The organism is Myxococcus qinghaiensis (assembly GCF_024198215.1).
In the GTDB taxonomy this organism is placed as follows: domain Bacteria; phylum Myxococcota; class Myxococcia; order Myxococcales; family Myxococcaceae; genus Myxococcus; species Myxococcus qinghaiensis.
Genome location: NZ_JAKCFA010000017.1, coordinates 114,005 through 127,679, shown reverse-complemented (window position 1 = coordinate 127,679; position 13,675 = coordinate 114,005). Strand labels below are relative to the sequence as shown.

Annotated in this window: 11 protein-coding genes; 5 read left to right on the top strand and 6 right to left on the bottom strand. The window is 70.1% G+C overall.

What is annotated here, in order from left to right:
* The first annotated feature begins 8 nt into the window (after positions 1-8).
* Positions 9-485 (top strand): hypothetical protein, encoded by a 477-nt coding sequence (locus LZ199_RS28965; protein ID WP_253997015.1) that lies wholly within the window; start codon positions 9-11, stop codon positions 483-485.
* Between the two features lie 12 nt (positions 486-497).
* On the opposite strand, the gene LZ199_RS28960 is transcribed toward LZ199_RS28965, so the two are convergent.
* The gene (locus LZ199_RS28960; protein ID WP_253997014.1) at positions 498-1,316 is read right to left on the bottom strand and encodes a hypothetical protein; all 819 of its coding nucleotides are present in this window, start codon (positions 1,314-1,316) and stop codon (positions 498-500) included.
* 223 nt (positions 1,317-1,539) lie between these two features.
* Between LZ199_RS28960 and LZ199_RS28955 the strand changes: the two genes are divergently transcribed.
* The 3 genes from LZ199_RS28955 to LZ199_RS28945 all read left to right on the top strand — a co-directional run bounded on the left by LZ199_RS28955 (position 1,540) and on the right by LZ199_RS28945 (position 5,791).
* A complete protein-coding gene (locus LZ199_RS28955; protein WP_253997013.1) occupies positions 1,540-2,850 on the top strand; it encodes a hypothetical protein in 1,311 nt (436 codons plus the stop codon).
* 287 nt (positions 2,851-3,137) lie between these two features.
* The gene (locus tag LZ199_RS28950) at positions 3,138-4,475 is read left to right on the top strand and encodes a hypothetical protein (protein ID WP_253997012.1); all 1,338 of its coding nucleotides are present in this window, start codon (positions 3,138-3,140) and stop codon (positions 4,473-4,475) included.
* Positions 4,472-5,791, top strand: a complete 1,320-nt coding sequence (locus LZ199_RS28945; RefSeq protein WP_253997011.1) for a hypothetical protein — start codon at positions 4,472-4,474, stop codon at positions 5,789-5,791. The genes LZ199_RS28950 and LZ199_RS28945 overlap by 4 nt, the downstream gene beginning before the upstream one ends.
* Before the next feature lie 37 nt (positions 5,792-5,828).
* Here the strand turns inward: LZ199_RS28945 and LZ199_RS28940 are convergent, their stop codons facing one another.
* The 3 genes from LZ199_RS28940 to LZ199_RS28930 all read right to left on the bottom strand — a co-directional run bounded on the left by LZ199_RS28940 (position 5,829) and on the right by LZ199_RS28930 (position 8,893).
* Positions 5,829-6,365, bottom strand: coding sequence for a dihydrofolate reductase family protein (locus LZ199_RS28940; protein ID WP_253997010.1), 537 nt, complete (start codon positions 6,363-6,365; stop codon positions 5,829-5,831).
* A 323-nt stretch (positions 6,366-6,688) separates the two neighbouring features.
* A complete protein-coding gene (locus tag LZ199_RS28935; protein WP_253997009.1) occupies positions 6,689-8,494 on the bottom strand; it encodes a hypothetical protein in 1,806 nt (601 codons plus the stop codon).
* A gap of 18 nt (positions 8,495-8,512) precedes the next feature.
* The gene (locus tag LZ199_RS28930; RefSeq protein WP_253997008.1) at positions 8,513-8,893 is read right to left on the bottom strand and encodes a hypothetical protein; all 381 of its coding nucleotides are present in this window, start codon (positions 8,891-8,893) and stop codon (positions 8,513-8,515) included.
* Between the two features lie 176 nt (positions 8,894-9,069).
* Between LZ199_RS28930 and LZ199_RS28925 the strand changes: the two genes are divergently transcribed.
* Entirely contained in the window at positions 9,070-10,476 is a 1,407-nt protein-coding gene (locus LZ199_RS28925; RefSeq protein ID WP_253997007.1) for an FAD-binding oxidoreductase, read from the top strand.
* 27 nt (positions 10,477-10,503) lie between these two features.
* On the opposite strand, the gene serA is transcribed toward LZ199_RS28925, so the two are convergent.
* Positions 10,504-11,757 carry a phosphoglycerate dehydrogenase gene (gene serA, locus LZ199_RS28920; RefSeq protein ID WP_253997006.1) on the bottom strand — a complete coding sequence of 418 codons (1,254 nt, stop codon included), beginning with the start codon at positions 11,755-11,757 and terminating at the stop codon, positions 10,504-10,506.
* Between the two features lie 192 nt (positions 11,758-11,949).
* Complete coding sequence (locus LZ199_RS28915; protein ID WP_253997005.1) at positions 11,950-13,611, bottom strand: serine protease; 1,662 nt, start codon at positions 13,609-13,611, stop codon at positions 11,950-11,952.
* Positions 13,612-13,675 lie beyond the last annotated feature (64 nt).

The window sequence follows — 13,675 nt, the reverse complement described above, 5'->3', positions numbered from 1 at the left end:
CGCGCGCCATGCCCGAGCTGAAGCCCATCCACGTCGTGCTCATCCTGGTCATCGTCGCCATCGTCGCGCTCTATGTGCTGGGCGTGGGCCTGGGCGCGAAGGACGAGTCCGCGAGCCGCGAGAGTCCCACGAAGAGCGCGCAGGAGCTCCGGGCGCGGTTCATCAAGCCCAAGCCGGTGGAGGCCACGGAGCTGGCCGCGACGTGTCCCTTCCAGGAGGGCGTGTTGACGCTGCCGAGCGGAGGCGGCTGTCGGGTGGACGTGAAGGCGTCCGACACGCGGCTGCGCACCCTGGAGCTGTCGCCCCGGCCTCCCGGCGTGGTCCGGGTGGAGCTGGTGTCCCGGGGCAAGCCGTCCGTGCCCGCGAAGTTCGACCCGCTGAAGGAGTCGAAGAAGCTGGATGTCATGCAGGAGGGCGCGGACCTCCAGGTGACGTGCCTGGGGGCTCCTCCACAGCGCCCCATCTGCGAGCTGGGGCTGCGGTGAGCCTCGGGTGCCTCAGGCCGGCGCCGCGCGCTTGAGGCGCAGCACCTTGACGATGGACACCAGCGCGCCCACCAGCAGCAGCACGGCCCAGATGAGGCCGAGGATGGCGACGATGATGGCGCCCACCGCGTCGGTGATGCTGACGAGGATGATGGGCACCAGCCCGTGGAGGAAGGACACCACGGCGTTGGCCAGGAGCGACGTGAGGTAGAGCAGCACCAGGCCCTTGTTCTGGAGGAAGCGCTGGTGCGCGAGCACCAGGCACACGCCCGCGGCGAGCTTGAGCGTCATCAAGAGCCCCAGCGTGCCGGCCGCGCCTCCCCGGTTGAAGAAGCCCCACACGGCCAGATACGCCAGCGTGCCGAAGGGCACTGAAGCCACGAGGGTAATCATCGTGAGCGTCAGGGCGATGGCGGCCAGCAGCAGGCCGAAGCCGGTGAGCAGCGCGACGATGGCGCCGATGAGCGTGGCCAGGCCCTGCACGCGCCCCTGCACCCGCTCGGGGATGATGAGGCTTGCGCCCATCAGGGCGAGCGTGAGCAGCAGGAGCGCGTCCACCAGGGCCAGGTACGGAATGCCCAGGCCCGGCGTGGGCGGGTTCTCCTTCTGGGTGCGCACCACGTCGGAGGGGTCCACGTCCTCGCCGTCGCAGATGGCGGCGTGCAGGGGGCGGCAGTCCTCCGGGAGCCCGGGAACGGGCGCGCAGGGCTTCGTGCCGCTCAGCGCCGAGCAGTCCGGTGACTTCTGGGGCAGCAGGATGGGCGAGCCCACCTCCACGAGCACGCAGAGCGCCAGCAGCACCAGCGCGGCGATGAGGAAGGGTCTTCGCATGCGGTCCATGCCGCGCCCCCCGGCAAGGCGCGCCCCGAGCGGCGCGTGAGCGCGAGCCTAGGCACGGTGGGTGGGGATTCCCTCGTGCCGCCGTCGGGACTGTCTTGAGGCGCACGGGCCCTGCTCCCGGAGGGAGGGCTCGAAGGGCTATGCTGCGAGCGCAATGTCCGAACGCAACCGAACCGAAGGCGTGGCGACCGGGTCGCGACCGTCGGAGGGGGATTTGCGCCGCCGCCTGGAAGGGCGCGTGGAGTTGATTGAGTCCGCTCTCCGCCGCTATCGCAGGCTCGACGAAACCCTCGACTCGCGCGGCTGGAGACGGACGTTGCGGGAAGAGCCCTCGCTGATTCAGGACGTCCTGGAGGTGGAGCCCAGGCTGCTGGAGGCGCTGGAGCGCACCGAGCGGCGCGGCGAGCAGGAGGGCTGGCCGGAAGGCTCGACGATTCCGAGGACGGTGGGGCGGGTGCGCGAGGTCCGCGAGCAACTGGAGATGCGCGTGCGGGACGTGCTGCTGCTTCGGGGCCAGGTGACGGAGTCCCTGTCGCTGGAGGAGAAGCTGCGCGAGCTGCGGGAGGCCTGCGCCCACGAGGTCTCCCTCCAGCGGATGCCGGGTGAGTCCTTCGCGCTGCACATGGGCTCGGTGGCCAGGACGCCGCAGTACCTGGTGTCCTTCGGCTTCGTCCTGGCCGCGCTGGGCCTCGTCGTGGGGATTCTCTGGCTGCTGCTCATCAATGAGTTCGGGCTGGCGTTGGTCGGCGGCGGGCTGGCGATGGTCGGGTTGTTGGTGGTGACGGTGGCGATGCTCAGAAGCCAGGCCCCGGGCGCCATCTGGCTCACGCCGAAGCGCCTGGTGTGGTTGGCGCCGGGAGACGAACCCGCGGTGGAGGTGCGGCTGGACGCGCTGGGGGAGGAGGGGCCTCGGTGGGAGCAGACGGAGGGGATGCTCAGCCTTCGCGCGGACCAGGTCATCCGGCTGCCGCGGTTCGATGGCGAGCGCGCCGAGCGACTGCGCGCCATGGCGGACCTGTTTCGCGATTCCCGCTTCCGTGCGCAGGCGGCCCTGGTGGACCGTCCGGTGGAGCTGGTGACCTATCCGGCGCTGCTGCGTCGCAAGAAGACGTGGAGTCCTGGCACGGCCGTGTTGCTGAGCCGGGGCGTCTTCTTCCTGCCGGACCCCGACGCGGGCCCGGCCCTGCTGCACGCGGCGACGGGCCGGACGTTGCTGTCCCAGGTCAAGCTGGAGTGGGTGCTGGAGGGACTCCGCTGGCAACCCGAGTCAGAGCTGGACGCGTACCTCCTGCGGGCCACGGTGGCGACAGGGGGCGCGGCCTGGTCCTCGCGGGATGCCCAGGTGGCCCAGGACATTCCCTTGGAGCAGGAGCTTCACATCCGCCGGGGCGAGGAGGTGCTCGTCGGCCGCGTGGAGCTGTCTCAGCGGGAGAGCGCCCATCGACTGGCGCAGGTCTGGCGGGAGGTCGCCCAGGTCTCGGCTTCGAGCGATGACGCTCCGCTCAAGGCAGGCAGCGGCTCATGAGCGAAGGCATCCGCACCCTGAGGGAGTCGTCGGAAGGGCCCACACCCGAGGACGTGCGCGTCCAACTGGAGAGCCGCGCGGGGAAGGGTCTTCGCATGCGGTCCATGCCGTGCCCCCCGGCAAGGCGCGCCCCGGGCGGCGCGTGAGGGCGAGCCCAGGCACGGTGGGTGGGGATTCCCTCGTGCCGCCGTCGGGACTGTCCTGGGGCGCACGGGCCCTGCTCCCGGAGGGAGGGCTCGGCGGGTTATGCTGCGAGGGCAATGTCCGAACGCAACCGAGCCGGCGCCGTGGCGACCGAGTCGCGACCTTCGGAGGGGGATTTGCGCCGCCGCCTGGAAGGGCGCGTGGAGCTGATTGAGTCCGCCCTCCGCCGCTATCGCAGGCTCCACAGGACGCTGGCCTCGCGCGGTTGGTGGCGGGCGCTGCGGAAAGACCCCTCGCTGATTCAGGGCGTCCTGGAGGTGGAGCCGACGCTGCTGGAAGCGCTGGAGCGCACCGAGCGGCGAGGCGAACAGGAGGACTGGCTGGAGGGCACGTCGATTCCGAGGACCGTGAGTCGGTTGCGCGAGGTCCGCGAGCGACTGACGCTGCGCGTGCGGGGCGTGCTGCTGCGCCGGAGCCTCGAGACGGAGTCCCTGTCGCTGGAGGACGGGCTGCGAAAGCTGGAGGAGGTCTGCTCCCAGAAGGTCTCCCTCAAGCGGACGCCGGGAGAGCCCTTCTCGCTGCGCTTCGACCCGCAGGACGGGACGCCGCAGCAACTGGTGTCCCTCGCCTTCTTCCTGGGCTTGTCGGTCCTCATGATTGGGGTGTTCCTGCTGCTGGTGCTCGGCGAGTGGGGTCTGGGGCTGGTGGGTGGCGGACTGGCGCTGGTCGGGTTGGTGATAGGGAAGGCGGTGTTGCTGCGAAGGAGTTCCCTGGGCGTCGTCTGGCTCACGCCGGAGCGCCTGGTGTGGATGGCGCCTGGAAATGAGCCCCCGGCGGCCGTGCGGTTGGACTCGCTGGCGTACGATGGAGTCCTGCTGGATGGACCCGATGGAACGGTCTGCGTGCGCGGAGACCAGTTCATCCGATTGAAGGGGTTCACTGTCGCGGGAGCCAGTCGGCTGCGCGTCCTGCTGGAGCTGTTTCGCGATGCCCGCATCCGGGCGCAAGCGGCCCGGGTGGACCGGCAGGTGGAGTTGGTGAGCTTCGAGGCGCGGCTGCGTCGCGACGGGACGTGGATCTCCGGCAAGGCCGTGTTGCTAGGTCGCGGCGTCTTCTTCCTCCGGGACTTCGACCAAGGCGCGGTCTTGTTTCACGCGGCGACGGGCCGGAATCTGCTGTTTCATTTCGACCTGGAGTTGGTGCTGGAGGGACTGAGCTGGCAGCCCGAGGCGGAGCTGGATGCGTACCTCGTGAGGGCCTCGGCGGCGACGGGGGGCGCGGCCTGGTCCTCGCGGGATGCACGGGTGGCCCAGGGCACCCCCCTGGAGCAGCAGATCCAAATCACCCGGCGCGAGGAGGTGCTCGTCGGCCAGGTGAACGAGACGCAGCTGGACATCGCCTATCCCCTGGTTCACCAGTGGCGGGAGGCCGCCAAGGCTTCGCGTGATGACGCTCCGCTCAAGGTGGGCAGCGGGTCATGACCGAGAGCGTCCAGACTCCAAGGAGGTCGTCGGAAGGGCCCACACCCGAGGACGTTCGTGTCCAACTGGAGGGCCGCGTGGAGGTGCTGGAGGCGGCGCTGCGGCGCGACGCCATGCTGGAGTCGGTGCTGAGCGGCCCGGGGTGGAAGCGCCGGTGGCGCGAGCAGCCCATGCTCGTCCAGGAGTGGCTGGAGCAGGAGGCCACCGTCGAGGAGGCGCTGGAGCGGGCGAGCCGGCGAGCGCGGGTGGAAGGCTGGGCCGACACGCTGCCGGTGATGGCGACGCTGCGGAAGCTGGAGGCACGCCGGGAGGGACTGAAGACGCTGGTGCGCAAGCGACTGTCCCTGCTGGTGTCGGTGACTGGTGCTCCCGTGCTGAAGGTGGAGCTGGCGCGGCTGGACAGGTTGGTGCGCAAGCGGACGAGGCTGTCGCTCGAACCCGGGGAGGTGCTGCTGTTCCAGGCGGCCCGCTCCTTGCCGGTCTCCTTGGGGCATCGGGTCCCGCGCTTCCTGCTCCTGCTGTATTCGCAGGCGTATGTGCTCCTCCATCTGCTGCTGGGGATGAGCTGGGCGCTGGTGGCGCTGGTCGCACTCATGCTCCCTCCGGTGTTCTGGCTGTGGGCCCGGTCGGGTCGCGTCTGGATGACGAGCAAGCGGCTGTTGTGGATGCCGGCGCTCGGAGAGGCGGTGTCCGTCCCCCTGTCCACGATTGTTCCTGGAGGTGTTCACCTGGGGGTGGGCCCCGCGTTCGACTTGAAGGTGGACGGTGAGCCACGGTTCCAGATGTCGGAGCTCGTGGGCGCGGAGGCGCTCGCGACGCTCCTGGAGCTGCACAGCCAGCCACCCCTGCGAGGGCTGGTGCGCTCCGGGGTGCGGCTCGGGGACGTGGTGGTCTTCTTCGGTTCGCTGGAGGAGGAGGGGAAGGCGACTCGCTACGGGTGTGCCGTGTTGCGTCCTGGCGGGGTGAGCTTCCTTCCGGATGAAGCGGGTCGTCAGGTGCTCTCGGTGGTGACGGGGCAGAAGTCCGCACTGGCGCCGGACGTGGGCCAGGTGGTGGAGCAGCTGCGCTGGTTGTCCGGCGAGGAGTTCGACACCTGGCTGACGAAGCTGGTGACGGCCACGGGAGGCGTGAGCTGGTCGGCCCAGGACTCCTTGTTGAAGCGGGACAACACACCCCTGACGCAGGTGTTTCGCGTCAGCCGCGGCTCGCAGGTCCTGAAAGGAGAGGTGGAGTGGTCCGCGCAGTCCAACGCCGAGTGGACTCTCCGCACCTGGCCGGACGCCGCCACGCCAGAGCAGAAGCGCGCCCGGAAGTGAGTGCCTCCACGTCCGGGGCGCCCAGGAGCGCGAGGGCTCAGTGCGTGACGGCGTACTGGAGCAGCACGACGCCGGTCCGGTAGACCTTGGTCGACAGCAGCTCCAGGTTCAGGTGCGAGCCCAGCCGCGAGACGAGCGGAATGCCCGCGCCGAGCAGCACCGGGTTCAGCTTGATGAGGACCTCATTGACGAGGCCCGCGGTGAGCAACTGGGTGGCCAGGGCACCACCTCCGGCGAGGTAGATGTCCTTGCCCTCCTGGGCCTTCAACGCGCGCACCGCGCCGACGACGTCGTCGGAGATGAGGTGCACGCGGGGATTCGGACTCGCCTTCAGCGTGCGCGAGACGACGTACGTCTCCAGGTACGGGTAGGGGTCCGTGACGTTGAACTTCAGGCCGATGTCATACGTCCGGCGGCCCATCACCACCGCGCCGTAGGTGCGCAGCGTGGCGAGGTAGTCGGTGACGTGGTCGCCTTCGTTCGCGAAGCAGTCGAAGGAGTCGTCCTCGCGGGCGATGAAGCCGTCGAGGGTGGTGGCGACGTGGTACGTGAGCTTGCGCTGCTGGGGTTGCATACGAGGACCTCGGATTCGAGAAGTCCCACCGCGCAAGGGTGGCGCTCCGCGCCGGAAAGGTGCGGTGGGGACGTGAATGCGGTGCTGTGGGAATCGCTCAGGAAGAACGTCTCACCCGCCACCTCGGACGAACGGCGTCGAGGGCGAGGAGGAGCGCTTCGAGGAGCGAAAGCTGTCAGCGAGAAGAGGTCATGGACAGCGCGGTTTCCCGCGCCGGAGATGAGAATGGCCTCTCCCCCCTGCCAGTGCAAGTCACGTCGTGACGCAGTCCCGCCCCGACTCCAGGCAAGGGTCCACCGGTCGTCAGAGGGCGGGAATGCGAGTCACAACTCCAGGATGAGCTCCACGTGGAGGTCGTCCTCCATGGACTTCGTCACCTCCGGGTCGTGGTCGTCCACGTCGTAGCCGTAGATGGACATGCCTGGAGGCAGCGCCGCGCCCAGGCACGGAATCTGTCGAGGCTCCGCGCCCACGCCGTCTCCATCCAGGTCCGGATAGAGGACAAGCCAGCGCGTGCGCTCCGGGTCCGCGTCGTCGCAGTCGTTGCCCGTGGCCTTCGTGAAGTAGGGCGACGGCAAGGTGCTGCCCGAGCAGATGCCGCCCCGCTCCGGAGTCGTGGCGCCGTCCAGGTCCCGGTCCACGTGGGTGTAGTTGCGCCCAATCCAGCGCGTCGCATCGTCGTCCGCGCAGTCGGTCCCCACCGTCGACCAGGACGCGGGCACCTGTCCGTCCGTGCACAGCGTCTCGGACGCTCCCGCGCCCACGCCATCTCCATCCAAGTCCCGCCAGGACAGGAGGGACGTGTGTCGAGTGGAGCTCGTGTCATCGCAGTCGCGGCGCTGCTCGGTCCACGCGTAGCCGGGAGGCAGGGACGTACCCCCGCAGACTTCGCCCGACTCCGGCACCGTGTAGCCATCCCCATCCGCGTCGCGATGGCGGTACTCCCGGAGCTGCCACCCGCTGGCGTCCGAAGGCGCGCAGTCGTTGCCGAACGTCGAGTAACCCGCCGGCACCGTGCCACCCGCGCACATCGTCACCGCCGGGCCCGCGCCCACCTGGTCTCCATCCTCGTCGGGATGGACGCTCCAGCTCACCCGGACGGTGGCATCCTGGTCGTCGCAGTCGAGTCCTCGAGGGAGGACGGCGTAGCCCTGGGGCAGCAGCTCGCCACTGCACCGCACGCCCTGTTCGGGGACGGTGTCTCCATCCCCATCCGCGTCGCGGTACGCGTAGCTGCGCCACTGCCAGAGGAAGGCGTCCGCGGGGGCGCAGTCCTCGCCCTGGAGCGCGTATCCCCGGGGGGCCAGCTCGCCCACGCACCGGGCTTGGGGCTCACCCGTGCCATAGCCATCGTGGTCCGAGTCCACGTAGACGTCTCGCGTCCACCACACCGTCGCGTCCAGGTCGTCGCAGTCCGTGCCGCCAGACTGGAGGGTGTAGCCGCGAGGCAGGGGCTGAGAGGGCGCGAGGCAGAGCGTGCCCGGCGCGTCCACGGTGAGTCCATCCCCATCCTCATCCCGGTAGAGATAGGCGTGGGCCACCGCGCGAGTGGCGTCCAGCGGCGCGCAGTCGCCCGACACGATGGCGAACCCCGGCGGTGGCGGCTTGCCGGCACAGACGTCCACGCGGGCACCCTCGCCGACCCCATCCCCATCCAGGTCCGGCCAGCCGTCACGTGTGTCCTGGTAGCGGGCATCCGCGTCATCGCAGTCCTTGGGGCCGGCCTGCCCGCGATAGCCCCAGTGCGTCGCTCCCACGCAGGCCTCCATCGGGCTCTGCCCCGTGGCGCCGTCGCTGTCCAGGTCCTGATACACGTTGGAGAGCGTGAGCCACCGGGTGTTGTCCCTCGGAGCGCAGTCGCCCGCCATGAAGGCCCAGCCCGGCGGGAGGGCTTCGCTGGAGCCGCAGACCTCGCTCGAGTCCCCTTCACCCCAGCCGTCACCGTCCACGTCCGTGAAGGCGGAGACCTTCCGCGAGTACGCCCTGTTGAAGGGAGCGCAGTCCACGGTGTCCACCACGCCGTCGCCGTCCGAGTCTTCACTTCCTGGCGTGAGGCCATCGCCGCAGCCGGACTGAAGTCCGGACATGGCCAGCGCGAGCGCCAGCCAGACTCCTCGCATCGTGCGCATGGAGCAGACCGTCTTCCGTCAGGGAGCCGGCGGCGCGGCGCGGCGGGTGAGTTTGCAGAGGGGCATCGCGCCCTGGTACTGGAACGACACCTCGAAGAGCCAGGCCCCCGGCTTGTTCATGAGCAGCAGGGCCATCCGGTCACAGCGAGACACATGCTGGCTGGCGTCGTAGTAGGTGGGCGAGTAGGGGAACTCGAACTCCAGGGTCCGGGGCGTGTTCTCCCCCTGGAGGATGCCGGTGACCTCGATGCCGTTCGCGTGGACGACGGAGTAGCTGTCCACCGTCACGAAGACGTAGGGCACGTTGGGCTGGGGCGTCTCCGCCGCCAGCGCGGTGGGCGCCAGCGTCACGGAGGCGAGCAGCAGGGCGGCGGCGCGGAGGACTCGGCTGGGGTGCATCTTCGGCAATCCTGAAGCTGGGGTGGGGACGCCCCGGCAGGCCGGCGGGCGTCGCCTGCGTATACGCAGCGAGCCCATTTTCCTGTCCGTTTCCGGGGGATTTCCGGGCGACCTCCCAGGCGCCGGGGCCCTCGCCGCACCTTGTCACGGGGTGGGACCTGCAATACGCCTGGGGCATGTCCAGCGCCCCGCTCCCCGCCGACTTCCTCCGCGCTCTCTCCGAGGGCTTTCCCGCCGACTTCCTCACCCAGGACGCGGAGGAGCTGAAGGAGTACGGCCGCGACTGGACGCGCGTGTACGCCCCGGCCCCCAGCGCGGTGGCGCTGCCCCGCACCACGGATGAGGTCGCCCGGCTGCTCACCTTGTGCCACCAGCACGCCGTGGCGGTGGTGCCCTCCGGAGGCCGCACGGGCCTGGCGGGCGGCGCGGTGGCGGCGAAGGGCGAGGTGGTGCTGTCGCTCCAGCGCATGGCGCGCCTGGGCCCGGTGGACCTGCTCGGCAACACGGTGCGCGTGCAGGCGGGCGCGGTGACGGAGGCGGTGCACCGCCACTGCGCCGAGCACGGCCTGACGTGGCCGGTGGACTTCGCCTCCAAGGGCTCCAGCACCGTGGGCGGCAACATCGCCACCAACGCGGGCGGGGTGAAGGTCATCCGCTACGGCCTCACCCGCAACTGGGTGCTGGGCCTCCAGGTGGTGACGGCGGAGGGCCGCGTGCTGGAGCTCAACGGCGCGCTGGAGAAGAACAACACCGGCCTGGACTTGCGCCAGCTCTTCATCGGCAGCGAGGGCACGCTGGGCGTCATCACCGAGGCCACCCTCAAGCTGACGCAGCTGCCCGGCAAGCAGGACGTCTTCCTCTTCGCCGTGCCGGACGTGGCCGCCGTGCTGCGGCTGTTCCGGGACGCGCGCCAGCAGACGGCCTTCCTCATCTCCGCCTACGAGTTCTTCACGGACCGCTGCCTCGCGCGCGTGCAGCGCCACCGCAAGCTGCGCTCCCCCTTCGAGGCCCCCAGCGGCTGCTACGTGCTGCTGGAGGCGGAGTCCCGCGACGCGGCGGCGGTGGAGGCGTGGCTGGGCTCGCTCTTCGAGCGGGGGCTGGTGACGGACGGCACACAGGCGCAGGGCGCTTCACAGGCCGCGGAGCTGTGGGCGCTGCGCGAGGGCATCAGCGAGAGCCTGTCCGCCACGGGCCTGCCCCACAAGAACGACATCTCCCTGCCCGTCGCGGGCCTGGAGGCCTTCTGCGCGGAGCTGGAGGCCGTCTTCCAGTCGCGCTACCCGGGGTGGGAAATCTGCCTCTTCGGCCACATCGGCGACGGCAACCTGCACGTCAACGTGATGAAGCCGGATGCCCTGGAGAAGGCGGAGTTCCTGGCCCACACGAAGCAGGCGGACCCCACCATGTTCGAGCTGGTGCGCAAGCACGCGGGCAGCATCTCCGCGGAGCACGGCATCGGCCTGTTGAAGAAGGACTACCTGGGCTACTCGCGCTCCGAGGAGGAGCTGGCCCTCTTGCGTTCGCTCAAGCGGACCCTGGACCCCCGGGGCGTGCTCAACCCCGGGAAGATTCTGGACGCCTGAGCGCGCAGCGGGCGCGCGCGCCCTGGGTCAGGAGACGATGCGCGTCTTGATGTCCGTCGTCAGGCCGGCGATGGCGTCACAGACGGGGCGCGACACGTCCTGGTCCAGGTCCATCACCAGGTAGCCGATGTTGGCGTCCGTGCTGAGGACCTGCGCGTGGATGTTGGCGTTCAAGTCCGAGACGATGCGGTTGATGTCGCGCAGCACGCCGGGGATGTTGCGGTGCACGTTGAGGATGCGGTGGGTGCCGGGGATGAGCGGCGCCTCCACCATGGGGAAGTTCACCGAGCCCGTCGTCGCGCCCGTGCGGAAGAACTTGGAGAGGCTGACGGACACCTCCCTGCCGATGGACGCCTGCGCCTCCTCCGTGGAACCGCCGATGTGCGGCGTGAGGATGACGTTGGGCAGGTTCTGCAACTCGGTGACGAAGCCATCCGAGTTGCCCTCGGGCTCCTCCGGGTAGACGTCCACCGCGGCGCCGCCCAGGTGCTTGGAGCGCAGCGCCGCCGCGAGCGCGGGGATGTCCACCACCGTGCCCCGGCTGGCGTTGATGAGGCAGGCGCCCTTCTTCATCTTCGCGAACTGCTCGGAGCCCATCATCATGTGCGTGGACGTCAGCGCGGGGACGTGGAGCGTGACGAAGTCGGATTCGGCCAGCAGCTCGTCCAGCGTGCCCACCGCGCGCGAGTTGCCCAGGGGCAGCTTCGTCATCACGTCGAAGTAGAGCACCCGCAGGCCCAGCGACTCCGCCAGCACGCCGAGCTGGGAGCCGATGTGGCCGTAGCCGATGATGCCCAGCGTCTTGCCGCGCACCTCGTGGCTGCCGGTGGCGACCTTGCGCCACTGGCCCGTGTGCACCTCGCGGCTGCGGTCGAACAGCTGCCGCGTCAGGGCGATGATTTCGGCGATGACCATCTCCGCCACGCTGCGCGTGTTGCTGAACGGCGCGTTGAAGACGGGGATGCCGTGCGTGTTGGCGGACGTCAGGTCCACCTGGTTGGTGCCGATGCAGAAGGCGCCGATGGCGAGCAGCTCGTCCGCATGCACCAGCGACTCCGCCGGCACCGTCGTCTTGCTGCGGATGCCCAACAGGTGCACGCCCTTGAGGCGCTCGGCCAGCTCCGCCGGCTTGAGCGCGGAGGACGTGCGCTCCACCACGAAGCCCTCGGCGGCCAGCAGCGCCTCGGCCGAGGGGTGGATGTTCTCCAGCAGCAGGGCGCGGAACGGACCCTCGTTGAGAATCGGGCGCGTCGGGGACGGCGGGAACCGGGCAGTGCTCATGTCGCCGTGCGTTAGACCCCGGCCCCCAGGCTGTCAAGCGCGGGGTGAGGGGGCTTGCGGGCCCTGTGTCGAAGGCCGGGAAGGAGAGCGGCCCGCCGTGCGAGACGTGGGGGGTGGGGTGTCCGGAAAAAGAAAGCGGGCGGCCCGGCTTCCCGGACCGCCCGCGAGGGACTGGGAGTCAGGACCTTCGGACTACTGGACGGTCCACGCCACGGTGCCGGTGCAGGAGGTGCTGCCGTAGCAGCCCGCGCGGACCTGGTAGGTGCCGCCCGCGCCCGCGGGCACGGTGTAGTTGGCGTAGGACAGCGCGCCGCAGGAGTCGTCGTTGCTGGTCACCTGCTGGCCCGCGCTGTTGTACAGGCGCAGGTAGGTGTCGCCGGTGCCGGCGGAGCCCGCCACGGTGCAGGTGCCGAAGGAGATGCTCTGGCCTGCGGCCACGGTGATGTCCCGATTGGTGGTGCCCGTCTGCGCGCTGTTGGTGGCGCTGCCGCTGTACGTGAAGGAGCCGTTCGACGGCGTCGGGCCGGTGCCGCCGCCCTCCAGCGTCCAGGCCACCGTGCCGGAGCAGGTGCCGGAGGAGTAGCAGCCCGCGCGGACCTCGTAGTTGCCCGCCGTCGTCGCGGTGAAGCTCAGGTTGGAGCCCCGGCCGCCGCACCCGTCGTCGTTGCTGGCGACTTCGGTGCCGCTGGGGCCGAACAGGCGCAGGAAGGAGTCACCCGTCACGGAGGCGCCGGCGACGCCGCAGGTGCCCAGGGTGATTTTCTGGCCGGCCGTCAGGGCCACCGTCTTGTTGGTGGTGTTGGTGGTGGCGCTGGCGGTGTTGCTCGCGGAGAAGGTGAAGCTGCTGCCGCCCGTGGGCGGCGGGCCGGAGCCGCACAGCCGCGCGCTGGTGGACGCCTGGCACAGCGCGGTGATGGCGTTGTTCACATAGGTGATTTCCTCGCCGCCGCAGCCCGTCTCCGTGCAGGTGTTCACGACGTAGCAGCTGCCGCTGCGCACATAGTCCGTGTCGCCGCGCACGAGGATGCCCGCCAGGGTGTGGCCCGCCGTCTCGTACACGCCCGAGCCGGAGTTGCCGGCGAAGGTGTCCGTCGTCGCGACGAAGTAGTCCAGCGTGCTGGCGTTGGGCGTGCGCACCGAGCCGCCGGAGTCAATCTTGAAGGGGATTCCGCTGCCGGAGCCGATGACGGCCACGTTGGCGCCAGAGGCCAGCGCCGTGTTGCCGGCGCGCACGGGCGCGGGCGTGAAGCGCGGCGCCGCGGAGCGGTCCAGCTTGAGGATGGCGAAGTCCAAATCGCGGCCGCCCGTCGTCTCCAGCTTCTGCACGACGATGGACTGGCAGGAGAAGATGTCCGCGGTCGTCACCGTCTTCAGCGCGGTGGCGGACGTGCGGTAGTAGTTGAAGACGAAGCGCGTGTTGCGGCAGTCCGCCGCCGTCTCCACGCAGTGACCGGCCGTCAGCACCAGGTCGTCGTCGATGAGCGTGCCCGAGCACCAGGCCGCCGTCGGGTCCGCCCGGAAGCGCTGGTTGGTGCAGAGGGCCTCGTACGTGCCCAGGTTCGGGCCGTTGAAGGTGACGTTGTCGGGGTTGGTGGCGTTGAAGTCCGTGGGGGACATCAGCGCCACGGTGGCCTGCTCCGCCCGAGCCCTCAGCGTGGCGTCGGTGTGCTCGAACACGTCCTTGCGGTCATCGTTGCCGTAGACCACGGGCTGCTCGCCGGTCCCCGCCTCCGGAGTCTGGGATGCCTCCTCGCCAGGCGCGGCCTCGGGGCCCGGCTGACAGGCGGTGAAGGCAACAGTACACAGCAGCGCGCCAAGGAACTTCCGGGCGGCGCCATTCCGGGTGTTGGACATGTCGAGACGACTCCTGATGGGGGACAGATGCCCGCCGCGGGGACGGGCAGGTCGCCACTATAAA

Excerpts from the sequence above, each read along its gene's own strand:
- LZ199_RS28965 (WP_253997015.1), top strand. The coding sequence starts at position 9 with ATGCCCGAGCTGAAGCCCATCCACGTCGTGCTCATCCTGGTCATCGTC.
- LZ199_RS28945 (WP_253997011.1), top strand. The coding sequence starts at position 4,472 with ATGACCGAGAGCGTCCAGACTCCAAGGAGGTCGTCGGAAGGGCCCACA.
- LZ199_RS28960 (WP_253997014.1), bottom strand. The coding sequence starts at position 1,316 with ATGCGAAGACCCTTCCTCATCGCCGCGCTGGTGCTGCTGGCGCTCTGC.
- LZ199_RS28915 (WP_253997005.1), bottom strand. The coding sequence starts at position 13,611 with ATGTCCAACACCCGGAATGGCGCCGCCCGGAAGTTCCTTGGCGCGCTG.
- LZ199_RS28940 (WP_253997010.1), bottom strand. The coding sequence starts at position 6,365 with ATGCAACCCCAGCAGCGCAAGCTCACGTACCACGTCGCCACCACCCTC.
- LZ199_RS28930 (WP_253997008.1), bottom strand. The coding sequence starts at position 8,893 with ATGCACCCCAGCCGAGTCCTCCGCGCCGCCGCCCTGCTGCTCGCCTCC.
- LZ199_RS28925 (WP_253997007.1), top strand. The coding sequence starts at position 9,070 with ATGTCCAGCGCCCCGCTCCCCGCCGACTTCCTCCGCGCTCTCTCCGAG.
- LZ199_RS28935 (WP_253997009.1), bottom strand. The coding sequence starts at position 8,494 with ATGCGCACGATGCGAGGAGTCTGGCTGGCGCTCGCGCTGGCCATGTCC.
- serA (WP_253997006.1), bottom strand. The coding sequence starts at position 11,757 with ATGAGCACTGCCCGGTTCCCGCCGTCCCCGACGCGCCCGATTCTCAAC.